Origin of the sequence: Nocardioides campestrisoli (genome assembly GCF_013624435.2) — a bacterium.
GTDB lineage: Bacteria > Actinomycetota > Actinomycetes > Propionibacteriales > Nocardioidaceae > Nocardioides > Nocardioides campestrisoli.
Genome location: NZ_CP061768.1, coordinates 83013 through 101293, shown reverse-complemented (window position 1 = coordinate 101293; position 18281 = coordinate 83013). Strand labels below are relative to the sequence as shown.

Below are 18281 nucleotides of genomic sequence, written 5' to 3'. Positions count from 1 at the left end.
TCAGCCCGGTCAGCTGCGGTCAGCCCGCCCGTGGGGCGTACATGATGACCGCGACGCCGACCAGGCAGATCACCGCGCCGACGATGTCGAACCGGTCGGGACGGAAGCCGTCGACGACCATCCCCCAGGCCAGGGAGCCGGCGACGAAGACCCCGCCGTACGCCGCGAGGATCCGGCCGAAGTTGGCGTCGGGCTGCAGGGTGGCGACGAACCCGTAGATCCCCAGCGCGACCACCCCGGCGCCGGCCCAGAGCCAGCCACGGTGCTCGCGGACCCCCTGCCAGATCAGCCAGGCGCCGCCGATCTCGGCGAGCGCGGCCGCCACGAAGAGCAGGATCGAGCGGGTGGTCGTCATGGGCACAGCGTGCCGTAAGCCGGCGGCGAAGCGGGTACCGGCTGTCCATGACGTACTCAGCCACCGGCTCCCCTGCCGGCCTCCCGAGCGACACGACCCCCGAGCCGCCCTCCCGTGGTCCCGGCATCCTGCTGGGGCTGGGCCTCGGCGGCTTCGTGGACGGCATCGTCCTGCACCAGATCCTCCAGTGGCACCACATGGTCAGCGACGTGGAGCCCGTCGACACCGTGGCCGGCCTGGAGGTCAACACGCTCGCCGACGGGTTCTTCCACCTGGGCACGTGGTTCCTGGTGGTGGGCGGCCTGGTCGCGCTGATCGCGACCTGGCGTCAGGGGCGGATGGCCCCGAGCTGGTCGTTCCAGCTCGGCCTGCTGGTGATGGGCTGGGGGATCTTCAACCTGGTCGAGGGGCTGGTCAACCACCAGCTGCTGGGCGTGCACCACGTGCGCGACGACCTGGGCGCGCCGCTCTCGTGGGACCTCGGGTTCCTGGCCTCCGGAGTGCTGCTCACGGCCCTCGGCTGGCTCTGGCACCGACGCGGTGCGGCCGCCCTGGAGAAGACCCGGGACACGTCACCGGAAATCTGAGCGCCCGGCCGTTGTTGACGGGGGATACAACAACGACCGGGCTGTCACAAACTTACGTCACCGGAGGCCGGAACAACAACCTCGGGGGGTGACTTTTCCTGGCCAGATTTGGAGAATCTCTCCCGCGGGGGCCGGGGAGGCGCCCAGCGGACCCCGCCGCCCGCTCAGCGGATGGTGACCTGGCGGTTCGCGAGGCCCGCGCGGGCGGACCGCTGCTCGGCGGTCAGCTCGCTCTCGTCGGCCAGCGCCGCCTCCAGGTCGGCGGCGAACCGGCGGGCCGGCTCCTCCAGCACCTCGGCGCCGGTGCCGACCGGCAGGTCCCAGACCGGGGCCAGCAGCCCGTGCGCCCGGAACATGCCGACCAGGCGCGAGCCCTCGGCCACCGAGTCCTTGCCGGCGGCGTGCAGCCGGGCCAGCGCGGTGAGCAGGCTGTCCTCGTCGTGCGGCATCACCCAGCGCAGGTGCTCCTTGGGGCCGACGTTGGTCCAGTACGCCGCCTCGACGCTCGCGAGCCGGGCCGTCGGGCTGGCGGCCTCGTCGGCCTGCTCCAGCGCCGCCTGCATCGTCGCGTCCCGCTCCGGCACGTCGTCGAGCCAGTAGCCGAAGCCCTCGTGCACGGTGATCTCCAGCGGCTCGTCGACCACCAGGTCCTGCAGCCGCTTCCCGGGGCCCGGGTCGGCGGTCAGGCCGACGATCCCGCTCTCCCCGGCGGCCGCGCGCTCCAGCGCCAGCTCCAGGACGGCCCCCAGGTCCCGCGACGGGTCGCCGTACTGGTGCTGGACCTGCAGGCCCAGCCAGACGTCGCCGCCCTCGCGGACCATCGCCGGGGCCGCCATCGGCAGCAGCGAGCAGAGCCGGACCGAACCGGACCAGCCCTCGGGCGCCACGCCCTCGCGCAGCGTCAGGGGCGCGGTCGCCGCCGGCACCAGCTCGCGCAGCGCGATCAGGTCGCACTCGCTCGGCAGGCCCTCGAATGGGCGGGCGACGTACGGGGAGGCGCCGCCGGCCGCGCCGTGGCAGGCCTTGTAGCGCTTGCCCGAGCCGCAGGGGCAGGGCTGCCGGGGGCCGACCGCACCCGCCTCCCCGGACGCTGCGGGCTGGGACTTGGTGCGTGACTTCTTGGCCATGCGCGAGAACCTACCTGCCGTCCAACAGGTCCAGCATGTAGGCCGGGCGGTCGGAGATCACCGCCCGGACGCCGAGCTCCTCGCACAGCGCCAGCTCCGCCTTGGTGTTCACCGTCCACACGTGGATGTCGCGGCCGCTGGCCACCAGCCGCTTGGCCAGCCCCGGGTGGTCGCGCAGCTCGGTGATCCCGGGACCCACGCTCCAGCCGTCGCCGATCACCCGGCGCAGCATCGGCCAGTGGTGCGCCTTCTCGATCAGCATCACCAGCTCCAGCTCGGGTGCCATCCGCTCGACCCGCTGCAGCGCGGACCAGGAGAAGCTCATCACCCGGGCCGGCGAACCCGCGCCGGCCCAGCCGAACTCCTCCAGCATCTGCACCACCCGCCGCTCGACCAGCCCGCCGTATCGCACCGGGTGCTTGGTCTCGATCGCGATCTCCACCCGCTGGGGGTAGTCGCGCACCATCTCCAGCAGTCGCCGCAGGGTCAGCACCTTGCGGTGCGAGACGTCCTCCTCGGGAGCCTCGTCGTCGAGGTCCGCCCACGGGTTCTTCCACCGGGCGAAGTCGAGCTCGTCGAGCTCGGCCAGGCTCATCGTGGAGACGAGTCCCCTGGTCTCCGCGGTCCGCCGCAGGTTGCGGTCGTGCACGCAGACCAGGTGACCGTCGGAGGTCAGTCGGACGTCGCACTCCAGCGCCTCGGCCCCGGCGTCCAGCGCCGCGATGTAGGCGGCCAGCGTGTGCTCGGCCTTCTCGTGGCTGGCGCCCCGGTGGGCGACGACCTGAGGTCTCATGGGTGTCAGTGTGCCTCACCCCCCCGGCCGGACAGCGAGGGTGAGGCACCGTCGCGGGAGGTGTTCGCCGGAAGTTCTTGAACTTTTTTCTTCCTGGGTGCATCCAGACCGGGCCCTGCGCCGGAGAAGGGGGCACACACGGCGTCGACCGAGACGCCGACGCGTACGAGAGGAACAGTTCGATGAAGCGACTCACCGGATCCCTGGCCGCACTGGCCACCGCCGCGACCGTCTTCGGCGCCACGCTCCCTGCCGAGGCCGCGCAGGCCCCGAAGGAGAAGTCGCTGGTCTCGGTGCTCACCGCGGACAACAACAAGTTCGACAAGAACAGCAAGGACTTCGACATCCTCACCGAGGCCGCCCTGGCCGTGGTGGGCGCGAAGCCCGACTCGCCGGTGGGCCTCCTCGCCGACGGCAGCGTCCGCCTGACCGCCTTCGCCCCGACCGACCAGGCCTTCCGCCACCTCGCCAAGGACCTGACCGGCAAGACCGTCCGCAGCGAGAAGAAGATCTTCTCGACGCTGGTCGACCTCGCCGGGGTGGACACCATCGAGCAGGTGCTGCTCTACCACGTGGTCGCGGGCAAGACCCTGACCAGCAACAAGGTCCTCAAGGCCAAGGGTGCGACCCTGACCACCGCCCAGGGCGGCACGCTCAAGGTCAAGATCACCAAGAAGAAGGGCAGCCCGGTGATCACGCTCAAGGACCAGGACCGCAACGACAAGGACGCCAAGGTCATCCTGACCGCGATCGACCTCAACAAGGGCAACAAGCAGGTCGCCCACGGCATCGACCAGGTGCTCCGGCCGATCGACCTCTGAGTCACGCTGGACCGACGCTGAGCTCCACAGGCGCCCGGGCACGGTGGGTCATCCCCAGCCCACCGTGCTCGGGGTAGCGTGACCCCGTGATGATCGCCGGGACCGAGCCGACGGCCTTCGAGGTCGCGACCGGGCTGAGTGCCGGGAACCACGACATGCTCGCCACCGCCTTCCGGCGCTGGTCCTCACTGGTCCACTCCGTGGCGCTCCGCGCCCTGCGCAACCACCACGAGGCCGAGGACGTCACCCAGCAGGTCTTCGTCTCCGCGTGGCGGAGCCGGCACACCCTCGTCCCCTCCGACCACGCCCTGCCGGCGTGGCTCATCGGCATCACCCGCCACCGGATCTCCGACCGGCTCGCCGAGCGGGCCCGGGACGCGCAGAAGGTCGCCGCAGCCGCCACCTCCCCCGACCTCGACCAGGACGAGGGGAACGACCCGGTCTCCTCGGTCGTCGAGCGGCTCGTGGTCACCGAGCAGCTGGAGAGCATGGGCGACCCCCGGGGCACCATCCTGCGGCTGGCGTTCCACGAGGACCTCACCCACGAGCAGGTGGCCCAGCGGACAGGCCTCCCTCTCGGCACGGTGAAGAGCCACCTCCGCCGAGGACTCATCCAGCTCCGCAAGACCCTCGAGGAGGTGCACCGTGCATCCGCGTGATGACGGCGAGCACGTCGACGACCAGCTCCTTGCCGCGCTGGCGCTCGGGGAGGACGACGGCTCCGACGAGCTCGCCCGTGCCCGCGACCACGTCGCGACCTGCACGACCTGCGCCGAGGAGGTGGGCGAGCTGCGCGTCACGCTCGCCCTCGTCACCTCCGGGGCCGACGACCTGCTGGTGGCACCCCCGCCCGCGGTGTGGGCGGCGATCGCCGCCGAGCTCGGGCACGACTCCGAGCCAGCGGGCCAGACACAAGCGGCCCAGACGCACACGTCTGCTCCGACGCCGGCAGCCGCTCCCGCGCCGGAGCCGACCGAGGCGCCGCACGCGAGCGTGACCGAGCTGTCCGGACGGCGCCGCGGCGTCCCGACCTGGCTGGCCGCGGTGGCAGCCTCCGTCACCCTGCTGGTCGGGGTGGGCGGCGGCATGCTGATCGCCGGCGGCGACGACCCCGCCGAGGAGGCCGCGCCGGAGCCGACCGTGGTGAGCAGCACCGACCTGGTCAGCCTGGACGCCGACGCCCAGGAACGGGGCCGGGCCCAGGTACGCCGCCACGACGACCAGGTGGCGCTGCACGTGGACGCCCAGTCGCTGGACGGTCCCGACGGCATCCGCGAGGTGTGGCTGCTCAACGTCGACGGCAGCCGGATGATCTCGCTCGGCCTGCTGAGCCGCGGCGAGCAGGGCGACTTCGAGTTCCCGGTCGACCTGCTCGACGAGGGCTACCGGATCGTCGACATCTCCTACGAGCCGCGCGACGGGGACCCCACGCACTCCGGGCGCAGCCTGGCCCGCGGCACGCTGGAGGGCTGAACCCGCGAGGGCGTCAGGCCGAGGCGCTCTCGGGCTCGTCGTGCCGCGCCCAGGTGCTCTGCACGGCGTCGTACATCTGGTCGCAGAGGATCCGGTCGACGTCGGTCTTGTGCTGGGGGAAGAAGTAGACGTCGACGGGGCGGCCGCCGTCCTCGGTGACCAGCCGGAACGCGTGGAACATCGCCACCCGGGACGGCCGCTCCACGGCGGTGACGTCGGGGAACCGCAGCTCGAACGCGGAGCCCTCGGGCATCCGCGGGTCGATGGTCCGCCAGATCACCTGGTGGCTGGTGACGAACAGCGTGCCGGAGAAGTCCTGGGCTCCCTGCACGCAGCGCAGGTGGGCGAAGTGCACCGGCCGCTCGTTCTCGAGCATGACCGGACGCACGAGCTGCCAGTACGGTCCGGCCGCGACGCGCTCAGCCAAGGTGCCTTTCGCCATGCGGAGAGGCTAGGTGCGCCGGCGGCTCCTCGCCCGGGGAACGCAGAGGTCTTTACCGTGCAGTAACGGGGGTCACACGGTGCCGTCCCGGTGGCATCATCGCCGCCATGACCGTCGACCCCGGCACCGCCGACCTCGAGACCTTCCTGGCCACCACCCCGGACGAGCCGTTCGTGATGCTCAACCTGATGCGGTACGCCGAGGGCGGGCGCGCCCTCTACACCGAGTACCTGCGACGCGCCGCGCCGTACGTCGAGGCCGCCGGGGCCCGGGTGCTCTACCTGGGCAAGGGCGGTACGCCGCTGGTCGGCGGGGACGCGCAGGCCTGGGACGCCGTGATGCTGGTCTGGTACCCCTCACCGGCCGCCTTCACGGCCATGGTCGACGACCCGGAGTACATGGAGGTCTCCCACCTGCGGGCGCAGGCGCTGGCCGCCGCCGTGCTCCAGCCCTCGCGGCCCCTGGTCTCCTGAGTCCAGACCCGCTCTCCTCCTGAGTCTCACGGCCGGTGGGCGGTGTCCTTCTCCATCCGGCCAGCCTTCCCCGTCGCTACAAGCGCCCGACCCGACCCCGGCCGCCAGCCGCCCAGCAGGACCCGTCGTCGGTGCAGTCGAGAGTGTGGAACGCGGTCTCGCTGAACTGCTCCCACGTGCGGCCACCGTCGCGGCTGAGGCTGCTCCCGCCCACCGGGCCCGACTCCCCGACCGCGATCAGGGTGCTCCTGGCCCCGCTGAGCCACGCGGCGTCCTCGCCCAGGTGGGCGAGCGCCCCGGACGGCGTCCAGCGACGGCCGTCGCGGGTCCGGGCGGAAGCGGCCGGCACCCCTGCCTCGGCGCCGAAGTCGCCACCGACGGCCACCCCCTCGCGCGGGGTGCGGAAGGCCAGCGCGAAGACGCCGGCAGCCTCGCCGGCCGGGAGGGTGGACTCCGTCGCCTGCCAGGTCCTGCCCCGGTCCCGGGTGTGGAAGATCCGGGAGACCTCGCCACCGGTGCCGAACCACGCGTCGTTGCCCTCGACCACGAGGCAGTCGCCGCTGGCGGAGAAGTTGAACTCGGCCGGGTCGCCGGTCTCGGTGAGGGGCGAGGCGGGCATGCCGTCGTCCGGGAGCCGGGTCCACGAACGGCCGCCGTCCTCCGTGGAGAGGATCTGGAACCGCCCGTCGACCGGGTCGCTGACCGCCAGTCCGCGCTTGCCGCCGGGGTAGAAGCCGAGGCAGTTGTAGAACGCCGACTCGTCGGTGTTGCGGAACGTCTCGGTCCAGCTCGCGCCGCCGTCGGTGGTGCGGAAGATCCGCGAGTCCTCGCCGGGGCCGATGGCCAGCACCACCGCGGTGCGCGCGTCGCGGGCCTCCACGTCGCGCAGCGAGAGCCCCTCGGTGCCGGGCGGGCTCACGTCGCGCCACGACCGCCCGCCGTCGGTGGTGCGGTAGACCTTGCCGGCGCCCCCGGTGACGCTGCTGCCCGCCGCCCAGGCGGTACGCCGGTCCACCGCGTCCAGCCCGCGGAAGCTCTGGTCCGCGTCGATCACGCTGACCTGCCACTCCGGGGCTTCGGGGCCGGGGCCGGGGTGGGAGCCATGGTGGGGGCCGGGCCCGGCGAGGGCCGGGGCGGCCACCAGCGAGGCGGCCAGAGCCAGGGCCAGTGTCCGGGTCAGGGCGAGGGCGGGTCGCTGAGCGACGGTCCCGAGAAGGATGCGCATGTCCGGCACCCTGCCGTGCCGGTCAGGCCCTGTCCAGAGGGTCGGCCCCCCTCCGCGGAGTCACGCCCCGGGTCACGCCCCGAGTCACCCCCGGAGTCACCCCCGGAGGAGACCGGTCAGACCCGCTCGCGCAGGTAGCGGCCGAAGTGCGGCACCGTGAACGCGATCTTGCCCCGCTCCCCGGAGTAGATCAGCCCCTTCTTGAGCAGCGAGTCGCGCGCCGGGGAGAGCGACTGCGGCTTCTTCCCGAGCGCGGAGGCGACGTCGGCGGTGGGCACCGAGCCGATGTCGTCCAGCTCCTCGGAGTCGGCCTCGGCGATGGAGACCGCGACGTCCGCCATCGCGCGCAGGTAGTCCCGCTCGCCGGGCGTGGCCCGCTCGAAGCGGGAGCCGAAGAAGCCCACCGCCAGCTCGGCCTCGGCCTCGGGCGCGGCGACCGAGACGTCGTCGCAGGTGATCGGCGAGCGCGGTGCCAGGTCCCAGACCGACTTGCCGTAGGCCTGGATGAAGTACGGGTAGCCGCCGGTGGCGGCGTACATCGCGGCCAGCGCGTCCTCGGTGAAGCAGGCGTCCTCGTCCTCGGCCGGGGCAGAGAGCGCCCGGTCGGCGGCGTCGCGGGAGAGCCGGTCGATCCGCTGGTAGCGGAAGAGCCGCTCGGAGTAGGACTTGCTCGCCGAGAGCACCGCTGGGAGGTGCGGCAGTCCGGCGCCGACCACGATCACCGGCAGGCCGGTCTGGCTCATCTCGTGGCAGGCCGCACAGAGCGCGGAGACGTCGTCGGGACCGAGGTCCTGCATCTCGTCGATGAAGACCGCCACCCCCTTGCCCACGTCGGCGGCCAGCCCGCCGACGTCGGTGAAGAGCTCGACCAGGTCGATCTCGATGTCGCCGGAGTCGGCCCGGCCGCGCACCACCGGGGCGTCGATGCCGGGGTTCCACTGGTCCTTCAGCTTGGCCCCGACGCCGGCGTCGCGCTGGGCGAAGGCCCGGATCACGCCGAGCACGTGGTCGGCGTCCTCCTCGCGCGGGTGGCCCAGCTCGCGGACCGCCTGGTGCAGCGCGCTCGACAGCGGCCGGCGCAGCCCCTGGTCCGGACGCGCCTCCAGCTTGCCGGTCCCCCACCGCTTGCGCACCGCGGCCGAGCGGAGCGCGTTGAGCAGCACCGTCTTGCCCACCCCGCGCAGCCCGGTGAGCACCAGGGAGCGCTCCGGGCGGCCGGCGGCGATCCGCTCCAGCACCACGTCGAAGGCGCGCAGCTGCTCGTCACGTCCGGCGAGCTCCGGGGGGCGCTGTCCCGCACCGGGGGCGTACGGGTTCCTGATCGGGTCCACGATGGCACCGTATCCGGCACTCTAGGTCGCCGCCTAGATTGACCAAGCGAGTCGCAGACGAGCTGTCCTCATGTCTGCCCCACGGCCGGACACCCGACCCGGCGTCCGGTCAGACGCCGGGTGCGGGGCTGGGCGGCAGCGTCGGGCCGATGGCGTCGCCACGCACCTCCGGGACCTCGGCGACCGCCGCGGCGGCAGCCTCCGCCGGCAGCGCCGACCGCACCGCCCACTCGAACATCGCCAGCGCGAAGAGCGTGACCAGGAGCGAGTCGACGCCGACCGGCAGCCACTCGCGTCCGCCGCCGAAGCGGCCCGCGAAAGTGAGCACCAGCAGTCCGGCGTAGTAGGGCCCGAGCCAGACCACCGAGTCGATCGCCAGGGAACGCCGCAGGCCCGGCTGCCGGGCCACGCGCCAGACCAGGAGCACCGCACCGACGGCGATCGGGATGGTCAGCTTGGCCATCGTCTCCCAGCCGGTCCAGTAGACGATCAGGCTGACCACCACGAACGCCGCCCGGGCCACGAGTCCCACCGCCGGCAGCCGGAACGGGCGCGCCCGGGCCGGCACCTGACGACGCAGGGCGACGACGGTGACCGGGCCCAGGCACATCGAGAGCACGATGGCGCCGGAGTTGAACGCCAGCAGCTCCGACCAGCCGTCGCGGAACGCGACCAGCAGCACCAGGCCGACGGCGAGGTTGAGCAGCATCGCCCGCATCGGCACCCCGTGCCGCGAGAGCACCATGACCGACCGCGGGAAGAGCCCGTTCTCCGAGACCGCGACGGCCAGCCGTCCGGTGGAGGCGGTGGAGACCAGGCCCGCGCCGAACGGACCCAGCACCGCGTCGGCCACCACCAGCTTGGCCAGCGTGGCCATCCCCAGACCGGCGAGCAGCCCGGCCAGCGGGCCGTTCGCCCCGCCGTGGCCCAGCCCGGCCCAGCCGTGGTCCAGGTCGACGGGGTCGACCGCGCCGACGTAGGCCAGCTGGAGGACGGTGAAGAGCGCGGCGCAGACCAGGATGCCGCCGACCAGCGCCACCGGGATGGTCCGCTGCGGCCGCGCGGCCTCGCCGGCGAGGTCGAGGGCGTGCCGGAAGCCCAGGAAGGCGAAGACCACCCCGCCGGTGGTGATCGCGGCCAGCACCCCGCTGACGCCCTCGGGGGCGAACCCCGTCTCCCGGATCGGCGCGGTGGAGAACTTGGTCAGCAGCGCCACCGAGATGACCACCGGGATGAGGAGCTTCAACCAGGTCAACGGGGTGTTGATCCGGGTGAACAGCGCCACCCCGAACGCGTTGAGCGCGGTGAAGCCGGCCAGCACGACGGTGGCGGCGAGGATCCCGGGCAGGCTCAGCGCGCTCTCCCCGTCCGCGGAGGCCGAGGCGACGAAGAGCCAGTCGAAGGCCCGCTCGTTGCTGACGTACTCGAGCATCGCCTGGGTCTCGATCGGCGCGGCCGTCACGTAGCCCACCCAGGCCACCCAGCCGATCGCGATCCCGACCCCCGGCCCGTGGCTGAACGTCGGCAGCCGGCCGAGCCCGCCCACGACCGGCAGCATGGCCGCGACCTCGGCGAAGACCAGCGCCACCGCGACCAGCATCACCCCGGCGATCGGCCACGCCAGGATCGCCGCGGGGCCGGCCTGCTGGGCGGCGAAGAGCGGCGCGAAGAGGACGCCGGAGCCCACCACCCCGCCGATCGCGACGAAGGTCAGGCCCACCGTCCCGACCCGGCGCCGCGGGGCTTCGGTCTGCTCGGTGGCCACGGTTCCTCCTCACGAGCGGGACCCTCTGGCTCCCGACGCTAGAGGGGCGTACGCCGCCACGACAGGGGCGCGGGACAGGACCGTTGGACCCTTGCGAGCGCCCGTGCGCGCCATACACTCGCGGCATGCCCGAGCTGCCCGAGGTGGAGGCACTGGCCCACGACCTCGACTCCCGCCTGCGCGACCGGGCGATCACCCGGATCGACCTGGCCGCCTTCAACGCGCTCAAGACCTTCGACCCGCCGGTGCACGCCCTGCACGGCACCCTGGTCGACCGGGTCGGCCGGCACGGGAAGTTCCTCGACATCGAGGCCGGCGGCCTGCACCTGGTGATCCATCTGGCCCGCGCCGGCTGGATCCGCTGGCGCGAGGAGGTCCCGGCGCTGCCCGCCAAGCCCGGCGGCAAGAGCCCGCTGGCGATGCGGATCGTGCTCGACGAGGACGAGGCGGGCCACACCAACGGGCTCGACGTGACCGAGGCCGGCACCAAGAAGAGCCTGGCCGCCTACGTGGTGCGCGACCCGCAGGAGGTCGAGGGGATCGCCCGGCTGGGCCCCGACCCCCTGGTCGACGAGTTCACCCCGCAGGCGCTGGCCGCGATCCTCGCCGAGGCCGGCCGCGCCCAGCTCAAGGGCGTGCTGCGGCACCAGGGCACCATCGCCGGGATCGGCAACGCCTACTCCGACGAGATCCTGCACGCCGCCCGGATGTCGCCGTTCAAGCCGGCCAGCAGCCTGGACGACGACGAGGTCGCGGTCCTGCACGACGCGATCAAGGTGACCCTCGGCGACGCCGTCCAGCGCAGCACCGGCCTGGCCGCCAGCGAGCTCAAGGGCGAGAAGAAGTCGCACATGGCGGTGCACGGGCGGACCGGGAAGCCGTGCCCGGACTGCGACGACACCGTGCGCGAGGTCAGCTTCGCCGACTCGAGCCTGCAGTACTGCCCGACCTGCCAGACCGGCGGCAAGCCGCTCGCCGACCGGCGGATGAGCCGGCTGCTGAAGTAGCCCACCGACTCCGACACCCCCGAGGCGCTATCATCGCCGCATGACGATGAAAGCGGCAAGTGTCGATGACGGAGCAGAGCCTGCGGCGCTCGACGCCGCAGCATGCCTCTTCCACGGGTTCTCCGACCCCTCCCGGCTGGCCATCGTCCGCCACCTCGCGCTGGGTGAGCACCGGGTCGTCGACCTGACCGAGCACCTCGGCCTGGCGCAGTCGACCGTCTCCCAGCACCTGGCCTGCCTCAAGGACTGCGGACTCGTGACCTCCCGGCCGCAGGGCCGGGCGTCGATGTGGTCGCTCGACCACTCCGAGGCCGTGCTGGACCTGCTGGCCGCCGCCGAGCGGCTGCTCGCCGCGACCGGCGACGCGGTGACCCTCTGCCCACCTTCGGCCTCGACGCCCTGACCTCCGAGGACGACGCCTGATGACCACCCACGTGCACCCCGTCACGGCTCTTGACCCCGCAGAGAAGGCCCGGCTCGGCCGACGCGCCCAGCTGCTCGCCGGCGCCTCGGTGGCCTACAACGCCGTCGAGGCCGTCGTCGCCGTCACCGCGGGTGTGGTCGCGGGCTCCGTGGCCCTGGTCGGGTTCGGCCTGGACTCGGTGGTCGAGGTCTCGTCCGGCCTGATCATCCTGTGGCAGTTCCGGCACCGGCTCCCCGAGAGCCGGGAGAAGCAGGCGCTGCGACTCATGGCGATCTCCTTCTTCGCCCTCGCCGGCTACGTGACCTTCGAGTCGGTCCGGACACTGGTCACCGGGCGCGACCCCGACTCCTCCCCCGTCGGCATCGGCCTCGCCGTCGCCTCGCTGCTGATCATGCCGTTCCTGTCCTGGGCGCAGCGTCGTACCGGCCGGGCGCTCGGCTCGAACGCCGTGGTCGCCGACTCCACGCAGACCCTGCTGTGCACCTACCTGTCGGCGGTCCTGCTGGTCGGCCTGCTGCTCAACACCACCCTCGGCTGGTCGTGGGCCGACCCGCTGGCCGGGCTGGTGATCGCCGCCGTCGCGGTCAGGGAGGGCCGGGAGGCCTGGCGCGGCGACAGCTGCTCCTGCGGGCCCGTCTGCACGCCGGCGTAGGGCTAGTCTTCGCCCGTGCTGCCCCCCGGTGACTCCCGCGATCGGGACGTCATCGGGCTGCGGGAGGCGACCAAGGCCTGGTTCGCCGTCTCGCTGCAGACCTTCGGCGGGCCCGCGGGCCAGATCGCGGTGATGCAGCGGATGCTGGTCGACGAGCGCCGCTGGATCGGCCAGCAGCGGTTCCTCTTCGCCCTCTCCTACTGCACCCTGCTCCCGGGCCCGGAGGCCCAGCAGCTGGCCACCTACGTGGGCTGGCTCCTCAACGGGGTGCGCGGCGCGCTGGTCGCCGGCACCCTCTTCGTGCTCCCGGGCGTGGTCGCGCTGCTGGCGCTCTCCGCGGTCTACGTCGCCTACGGCGAGACCAGCGGCGTCGAGGCGGTCTTCCTCGGTCTCGGCGCGGCGGTGATCGCGATCGTGGTCCAGGCGCTCGGCCGGCTGGGGCGCCGGGCGCTGACCCGACCGGCCTACGCCTGGCTCGCCGTCGCCTCCTTCCTGGCGCTGACCCTCTTCGCCGTCCCCTTCCCTGCCGTGGTCGCGACCGCCGCGTTCCTCGGCTGGCTGCTCGGCCGGCTCCGGCCGGCCAGCGTGGTCCTGCCCGCCGACCCCCCGGACGCCGGCCCGCCCCCGCTGGTCCCGGACGACGCCCTGCACACCGAGCGCCCCTCGACCCGCCGCTCCGCGCTCGTCCTCGGGCTGGGCCTGCTGCTCTGGACGACCCCGGTCGTGCTGGCCGCCCTGACCCTGGGCCGCGACAGCGTGCTGGTCGACCAGGGCCTCTTCTTCTCCGGGGCGGCGCTGGTGACCTTCGGCGGCGCGTACGCCGTGCTCGCCTTCGTCGCCCAGCAGGCGGTCACCGTCTACGGCTGGCTGACCGCCGGGGAGATGGTCCGCGGCCTGGCCCTGGCCGAGACCACGCCGGGCCCGCTGATCATGGTGGTCCAGTTCGTCGCGTTCCTCGGGGCCTACCGGGACCCCGGTGGCCTGGATCCGTGGGTCGCCGCCGTGCTCGCCGCACTGCTGACCACCTGGGTGACGTTCGTGCCGTGCTTCCTCTTCATCCTGCTCGGCGCCCCGTACGTCGAGCGGCTGCGCCAGCACCAGGGCCTCTCCGCAGCGCTGTCCGGGATCACCGCCGCCGTGGTCGGGGTGATCGCCAACCTGGCCGTCTACTTCGCGCTGCACACCCTGTTCGGCGACACCACCCGGGTCGGCGCCGGGCCGCTGAGCCTGGAGGTGCCGGTCCCGGACTCGGTGCACTGGCAGGCGGTGCTGCTCACCGCCCTCAGCTTCCTGCTGGTGGTCGGTCGCGGCTGGTCGGTGCCGCGCACCCTCGTCACCTGCGCGCTGGGCGGGGTCCTGCTGAGTCTGGTCTGAGGCGGTCTGGTCCGAGGCGGTCTGCTCCGAGGAGGGGCTGCCGGCTATCCGTCGGCGCCGGTGCGGGCGCTGCTGCCCAGGCAGGTGCCGTCGTTGTAGGCGAAGAACTCCTCCACCATCCCCAGCTGCTTCCGGCTGAGCCCGGCCTCCAGCGCCTCCACCTCCGCGCGGTCGGCGTCGTCGTCGACCTGGGCGATCAAGTCGCTCCAGATGTCGTGCCCGGCGCGGGCCTCCTCGCCCATGTCGTCGGGGATGCCGATCTCGGTCGACTGCCGGCCCCACTCCTTGAGCGTGGCCACCACCTCGGTGTCGCTGGCGTTCGAGCCCTGGTCGGCCCGCTCGTCGAAGAAGTCGCGGTAGGCGTCGCAGTACCGCTGCTGGGTGCTGACCTCAGCGGGCTCGTCCTCCTCGGCACCGCAGCCCAGGGCAAGGGAGCCCACCAGCACCACCGCCAGAGGCAGCGCAGACGCGCGCGCGAGGTTCATGGACCACAGCATGGAGCACAGAGTGCACCATCCGCGCGGGTATCCGCATCGGCGGGTCTCATGTGACCTTCGTCGCAGCGACGTTCCAGCGCTGCTCAGTGGCTGCTACTGGCCGCTCAGGAGCCGAACGCGGCCGGCTCCGGGACCTCGAGCGCCTCGCGCAGCCGGGCGGCGTACTCCCGGCGGTCGACCTCGACCACGCCCAGCGAGGCCAGGTGCGGGGTGCTCCACTGCACGTCGAGCAGCCTTCGGTCGGCGTGCTCGTCGCGCAGCCGCTCCACCAGCCCGACCAGGGCCACCTTGCTGGCGTCGGTGACCCGGTGGAACATCGACTCCCCGGCGAACAGGCCGCCGATCGCCACGCCGTACAGGCCGCCGACCAGCTCGCCGTCGCGCCAGGTCTCCACCGAGTGCGCCCAGCCCAGCCGGTGCAGCTCGCCGTACGCCAGGCGGATGTCCGCGTCGATCCAGCCGTCGCTGCGCGCCGGGTCACCGCAGGCCTCCACCACCTCGTCGAAGGCGGTGTCGACCCGGATCTCGAAGTCGCGCACCGCGCGGCGCAGGGACCGCGAGACCCGCAGGTCGGCCAGCGGCAGGATCCCGCGCCGGACCGGGCAGAACCAGTACGGCGGGTCCCCCGGCGTCCCCGACGGCATCGGGAAGAGCGCGTGCCGGTAGGCGGCCAGCAGGGTGCCCGGCGTCAGGTCGGCCCCGATCGCCACCAGGTCCTCGTCCGGGTCGAGCCGTCCGGGTGCCCCCAGCATCTCGAAGGCCCAGGGTGAGGGCGGGGGCTCGATCGGCACCCTGACAACCTAACCGTCTGGAGCCGACCCGCGCTGTGCGACCCGGCCTAGGCTGTGCGTCATGGGAATCACGAGCTCCGTCGGCAAGTCCGTCGGCAAGATGGTCGTCCCCCAGGTGGGCCGGCTCGCGCCCGGCGTCACCAGCCGTGCCGTCCTGGAGGCGCTGGCGAGGGCGATCGACGGGGTCGGCCCGCTGCCGCCCGCCGCCCGCGCCGCCGAGAGGCAGCTCGCCGAGCAGGGCGGGAACGTCGACCGGGCGATCCACGAGGTGATCGAGAACAACGTCCGGCTGGCCGGCGCCCAGGGATTCGCCACCAACATCGGCGGGCTGCTCACCATGGCCGTCACCCTGCCGGCCAACATCACCGGGCTGGCGATCATCCAGTCCCGGATGATCGCCGGCATCGCCCACCTGCGGGGCTACGACCTCGACGACCCCAAGGTGCGCACCGCCGTGCTGGCGACGCTGCTCGGCTCCGACGTGGTCGACGAGCTGGTCAAGCGCCGGAAGATCCCGGGCGCCCCGCTGGCCCTGGCCGCCGCGCCGGTCCACGACCCGACGCTGGGCGTGCTGCTCGCCACCGAGGTCGCCCAGGTGATGCTGGCCAAGGTGGCCGGCAAGCGCCTGGCCACCGCCGCCGGTCGTCGCATCCCCGTGGTCGGCGGACTGGTCGGCGCCAGCGCCGACGGCTACACCACCTGGCGCGCCGGTCGCTACGCCGACAAGGAGTTCCGGCCCCGGGCCCGCCGGTAGACCATCAGCAGCCCGCGTCCGGGACGCGTCTCCTCCAGCAGCCGCACCAGGCGCTCGCGCAGCCGGTAGGAGGGCCGCAGGTAGGAGCGCTCCAGGGCCTCACGGGTCTGGGCCAGCTCGTGGCCGAGCTCGCCCTCGACCCGGCGCAGCCGGGCGGTCTCGGTCAGCAGCGCGGAGATCGCGTCCACCGCCGCGCGGGAGACCAGGGTGTCGTCGGGGTGGTCCGGGTCGGCCCAGGCGGCCTGCTCCTCGGCCGAGCCGAGCGGGGCGCCCAGCAGGTCCCCCAGGTCGCCGACCACGTCGTAGCCGCGGCGCTCGATCTCCTCCACCCAGGTGGCGGAGAGCTCGCCGGCCCACGTGTGCAGGTGCGGGGGCAGGGTCAGCCGCGGTGAGCCTGCGCGGCGCGAGAGGGTCTGGTGGGCCAGCAGCTCCCGCACCAGCGGCCGGTAGTCGGCCGGGTCGACGGTCTTGACCACCTCGCGGTTGATCCGGCGCAGCAGGGCCGTCTCCGCCACGCCGAGCGAGGGGTTGGCGCGCTCGGGGGTGAGGTCGAGGTCGAGCCCGTCGAGGCCGAAGGCCTGGCTGAAGCGGCGCCACAGCTCGTCCCGGGGAGCGCCGGGCGCCGGCACCGTGACCAGGTGGATCCGCTCGGGCGGCACCGAGGCGCCCCAGCGGTTGATGATGTCGGGGATCTCCTGGACCCCCCAGAACCACGAGCCGATCCGGCTCTCGCGGGCCGGGTCGGTGATCTGGTCGAGGAACTTGGCGTAGCTGATCGTGCTGCGGTGCTTGACGTTCTCCTGCCACTCCGCCGGGATCTGCCGGACCAGGTCGCGCACTGAGAGGATCAGGTGCACCTCGGCGTCCTGGCCGTCCTCGCCGGCCAGCGAGGTCAGCGCCCGGTCGACCTGCATCCGGGAGGCGGTGGCGAGGATCTCGTGGCTGATGATCGACGTGCCCGGCCACTCCCGGACCTGCTCCGCGAGCCGGTCCCAGGCGCCGACCGCCTCGAGCTCCAGGCCGCCCCAGGTGAGCTTCATCAGGTCGAGCGCGGCCAGGAAGTGGGCGTCGAACCGCTCGGCCGGGTAGGAGATGCCGTGCTCGCGCAGCACCTCGGCGTTGCGGAACAGCACGTCCTGCAGGTGGGAGGTGCCGGTCTTCGGGGTGCCGACGTGGATCAGCACCCGTCGCCGCGTCGCCGCGCCCGTCCCGGGCTGCACCTCAGCTCCCGCCACGCCCGTCACACCTGATCCTTCCGACCGTCCAGGAGCATCCGCACCGCCAGGGAGAGTACGCCGTCGCCGTGCGGCGAGGGCTCGCGGCCCTCGGCGGAGGCGACGCCGCCGGGCAGCGACAGGTCGACGGGGCGACCGGCGCGGCGCAGCCGCCCCGACATCCGCCGGGCGCGTCGCTCGACCCACTCGCGGTGCTCGGCGGTGACCTGCGGCAGCGGTGCGGCCGGGCCGAACGCGTCGTCCGGCAGCCGCGGCAGCAGCCCCTCGCGCAGCAGCAGGGTGCGGCGCGGCGGGGTGACCATCACGCCCAGCACCGCGGCGACCCGGCGGGAGAGCTCGGCGGCCCGGGCCCCGGGCCGCGGCGGCAGCTCGGGACGGCGTACGCCGACCAGCTCGGGCAGTCGCGCCCACTCCGGGCTGCCCTCGAGCAGCAGGTGCACGTGGTCGGCGCCTCGGCGCTGCTCCCAGGTGCGCAGCACCTTGGGCAGGTCCACCCGGGGCGGCACCTGGCCGCGCTGGCGCCAGGTCTCCAGCCACGACGCCCAGCTGCCCACCCCGTGGTCGAAGCAGTGCGAGGTCCAGACGTCGGCGAGCATCCGGCCCAGGTCGGAGCCGAGCACCACGATCTCCCCGCCGGGACGCGGCGGGTGGCCGCCGGCCACCAGCCCGCGGCGGAGCGGGTCGGCCAGCAGCGGGTCGCCGACCACCCGGTAGCGGCGCCGCCACGGGCGCGGCAGCCGGTCGGGGCGGCGCTCCACCGGACCGAGCTCGATCAGGTCCTCGGCGAGCAGGTAGGTGGCGACCCGGAGCAGCTCCTCCTCGCGCAGCGCGCTGGGGTCGACGGCGCCGGCGCCGAACCGGGTGTCGTCCGCGGCGCCGAGCAGCTCCAGGTCGGGCTGGCCGCGTCCCGGGGCGCTGGCCTCCAGCACCCGACGGGCCAGGGCCGGCGGGACCCGCAGGCCGCCGGACGTCTCGGCGTTGAGCCGGCGCAGCAGCTCGAGCTGCTGGGCTCCGGGGATCACCCGGCCCACCGGCTCGGCCTCGGCGGTCCACTCCGCCCAGGGGGTGGTGCCGCCGTCGAGCAGGTGGCGCACCCACCCCCAGGCCCGGCGGCGTCCGGCGGTCGAGGTGGTCGGCGTGGTCACCGGGTGCGGC

The 18281-nt window shown here is 73.5% G+C and carries 21 protein-coding genes; 10 read left to right on the top strand and 11 right to left on the bottom strand.

From position 1 onward, the window contains the following. Window positions 1–19: 19 nt before the first annotated feature. Window positions 20–355, bottom strand: coding sequence for a YnfA family protein (locus H8838_RS00490; protein ID WP_181310023.1), 336 nt, complete (start codon window positions 353–355; stop codon window positions 20–22). A gap of 47 nt (window positions 356–402) precedes the next feature. Between H8838_RS00490 and H8838_RS00485 the strand changes: the two genes are divergently transcribed. Continuing rightward, the gene (locus H8838_RS00485) at window positions 403–942 is read left to right on the top strand and encodes a DUF2243 domain-containing protein (RefSeq protein ID WP_185995505.1); all 540 of its coding nucleotides are present in this window, start codon (window positions 403–405) and stop codon (window positions 940–942) included. A gap of 164 nt (window positions 943–1106) precedes the next feature. Here H8838_RS00485 and H8838_RS00480 read toward each other — a convergent pair whose 3' ends face one another. Beyond that, entirely contained in the window at window positions 1107–2069 is a 963-nt protein-coding gene (locus tag H8838_RS00480; protein WP_181310025.1) for a DUF5926 family protein, read from the bottom strand. 10 nt (window positions 2070–2079) lie between these two features. Next, the gene (locus H8838_RS00475; RefSeq protein WP_181310026.1) at window positions 2080–2862 is read right to left on the bottom strand and encodes a glycerophosphodiester phosphodiesterase; all 783 of its coding nucleotides are present in this window, start codon (window positions 2860–2862) and stop codon (window positions 2080–2082) included. A 182-nt stretch (window positions 2863–3044) separates the two neighbouring features. Between H8838_RS00475 and H8838_RS00470 the strand changes: the two genes are divergently transcribed. The 3 genes from H8838_RS00470 (at window position 3045) to H8838_RS00460 (ending at window position 5156) form a co-directional block, all read left to right on the top strand. Next, window positions 3045–3683, top strand: coding sequence for a fasciclin domain-containing protein (locus H8838_RS00470; RefSeq protein ID WP_181310027.1), 639 nt, complete (start codon window positions 3045–3047; stop codon window positions 3681–3683). Window positions 3684–3772: 89 nt separating this feature from the next. Then, the gene (locus H8838_RS00465) at window positions 3773–4342 is read left to right on the top strand and encodes an RNA polymerase sigma factor (protein ID WP_181310200.1); all 570 of its coding nucleotides are present in this window, start codon (window positions 3773–3775) and stop codon (window positions 4340–4342) included. Continuing rightward, window positions 4329–5156 (top strand): anti-sigma factor, encoded by an 828-nt coding sequence (locus H8838_RS00460; RefSeq protein ID WP_185995506.1) that lies wholly within the window; start codon window positions 4329–4331, stop codon window positions 5154–5156. Before H8838_RS00465 ends, H8838_RS00460 begins: the two co-directional genes overlap by 14 nt. A gap of 13 nt (window positions 5157–5169) precedes the next feature. On the opposite strand, the gene H8838_RS00455 is transcribed toward H8838_RS00460, so the two are convergent. Further along, window positions 5170–5598, bottom strand: a complete 429-nt coding sequence (locus H8838_RS00455) for a PH domain-containing protein (protein WP_181310029.1) — start codon at window positions 5596–5598, stop codon at window positions 5170–5172. A gap of 107 nt (window positions 5599–5705) precedes the next feature. Here H8838_RS00455 and H8838_RS00450 point away from each other — a divergent pair, with 107 nt between their 5' ends. Then, window positions 5706–6071 (top strand): DUF1330 domain-containing protein, encoded by a 366-nt coding sequence (locus H8838_RS00450; RefSeq protein WP_185995507.1) that lies wholly within the window; start codon window positions 5706–5708, stop codon window positions 6069–6071. 76 nt (window positions 6072–6147) lie between these two features. Here the strand turns inward: H8838_RS00450 and H8838_RS00445 are convergent, their stop codons facing one another. The 3 genes from H8838_RS00445 to H8838_RS00435 all read right to left on the bottom strand — a co-directional run bounded on the left by H8838_RS00445 (window position 6148) and on the right by H8838_RS00435 (window position 10392). Then, window positions 6148–7296 carry a WD40/YVTN/BNR-like repeat-containing protein gene (locus tag H8838_RS00445; RefSeq protein WP_224766293.1) on the bottom strand — a complete coding sequence of 383 codons (1149 nt, stop codon included), beginning with the start codon at window positions 7294–7296 and terminating at the stop codon, window positions 6148–6150. Between the two features lie 116 nt (window positions 7297–7412). Then, complete coding sequence (locus H8838_RS00440; RefSeq protein ID WP_181310032.1) at window positions 7413–8627, bottom strand: ATP-binding protein; 1215 nt, start codon at window positions 8625–8627, stop codon at window positions 7413–7415. 109 nt (window positions 8628–8736) lie between these two features. Beyond that, a complete protein-coding gene (locus tag H8838_RS00435) occupies window positions 8737–10392 on the bottom strand; it encodes an APC family permease (RefSeq protein WP_181310033.1) in 1656 nt (551 codons plus the stop codon). Window positions 10393–10517: 125 nt separating this feature from the next. Here H8838_RS00435 and H8838_RS00430 point away from each other — a divergent pair, with 125 nt between their 5' ends. From H8838_RS00430 to chrA, 4 genes are read left to right on the top strand one after another with little or no spacing between them, the layout of a single operon-like run. Beyond that, window positions 10518–11399, top strand: a complete 882-nt coding sequence (locus H8838_RS00430) for an Fpg/Nei family DNA glycosylase (protein ID WP_185995508.1) — start codon at window positions 10518–10520, stop codon at window positions 11397–11399. A 40-nt stretch (window positions 11400–11439) separates the two neighbouring features. After that, window positions 11440–11802, top strand: a complete 363-nt coding sequence (locus tag H8838_RS00425) for an ArsR/SmtB family transcription factor (protein ID WP_185995509.1) — start codon at window positions 11440–11442, stop codon at window positions 11800–11802. Between the two features lie 19 nt (window positions 11803–11821). Further along, window positions 11822–12475: a cation diffusion facilitator family transporter gene (locus H8838_RS00420; RefSeq protein WP_185995510.1), complete on the top strand. Its 654-nt coding sequence runs from the start codon at window positions 11822–11824 to the stop codon at window positions 12473–12475. Between the two features lie 15 nt (window positions 12476–12490). Next, entirely contained in the window at window positions 12491–13849 is a 1359-nt protein-coding gene (gene chrA, locus H8838_RS00415; protein ID WP_224766292.1) for a chromate efflux transporter, read from the top strand. A 44-nt stretch (window positions 13850–13893) separates the two neighbouring features. On the opposite strand, the gene H8838_RS00410 is transcribed toward chrA, so the two are convergent. Together H8838_RS00410 and aat are read right to left on the bottom strand one after the other, a co-directional pair. Next, window positions 13894–14334: a hypothetical protein gene (locus H8838_RS00410; protein WP_181310037.1), complete on the bottom strand. Its 441-nt coding sequence runs from the start codon at window positions 14332–14334 to the stop codon at window positions 13894–13896. A gap of 116 nt (window positions 14335–14450) precedes the next feature. Continuing rightward, on the bottom strand, window positions 14451–15137 hold the full coding sequence (gene aat / locus H8838_RS00405) for a leucyl/phenylalanyl-tRNA--protein transferase (protein WP_309136275.1): 687 nt from the start codon (window positions 15135–15137) through the stop codon (window positions 14451–14453). A gap of 61 nt (window positions 15138–15198) precedes the next feature. On the opposite strand from aat, the gene H8838_RS00400 reads away from it, so the two are divergent. Continuing rightward, on the top strand, window positions 15199–15891 hold the full coding sequence (locus tag H8838_RS00400; RefSeq protein ID WP_185995511.1) for an EcsC family protein: 693 nt from the start codon (window positions 15199–15201) through the stop codon (window positions 15889–15891). On the opposite strand, the gene H8838_RS00395 is transcribed toward H8838_RS00400, so the two are convergent. Both H8838_RS00395 and H8838_RS00390 read right to left on the bottom strand, forming a co-directional pair. Then, window positions 15852–17135 (bottom strand): hypothetical protein, encoded by a 1284-nt coding sequence (locus H8838_RS00395; RefSeq protein ID WP_185995512.1) that lies wholly within the window; start codon window positions 17133–17135, stop codon window positions 15852–15854. The genes H8838_RS00400 and H8838_RS00395 overlap by 40 nt on opposite strands. After that, on the bottom strand, window positions 17132–18271 hold the full coding sequence (locus H8838_RS00390; RefSeq protein ID WP_181310040.1) for a hypothetical protein: 1140 nt from the start codon (window positions 18269–18271) through the stop codon (window positions 17132–17134). The genes H8838_RS00395 and H8838_RS00390 overlap by 4 nt, the downstream gene beginning before the upstream one ends. Window positions 18272–18281 lie beyond the last annotated feature (10 nt).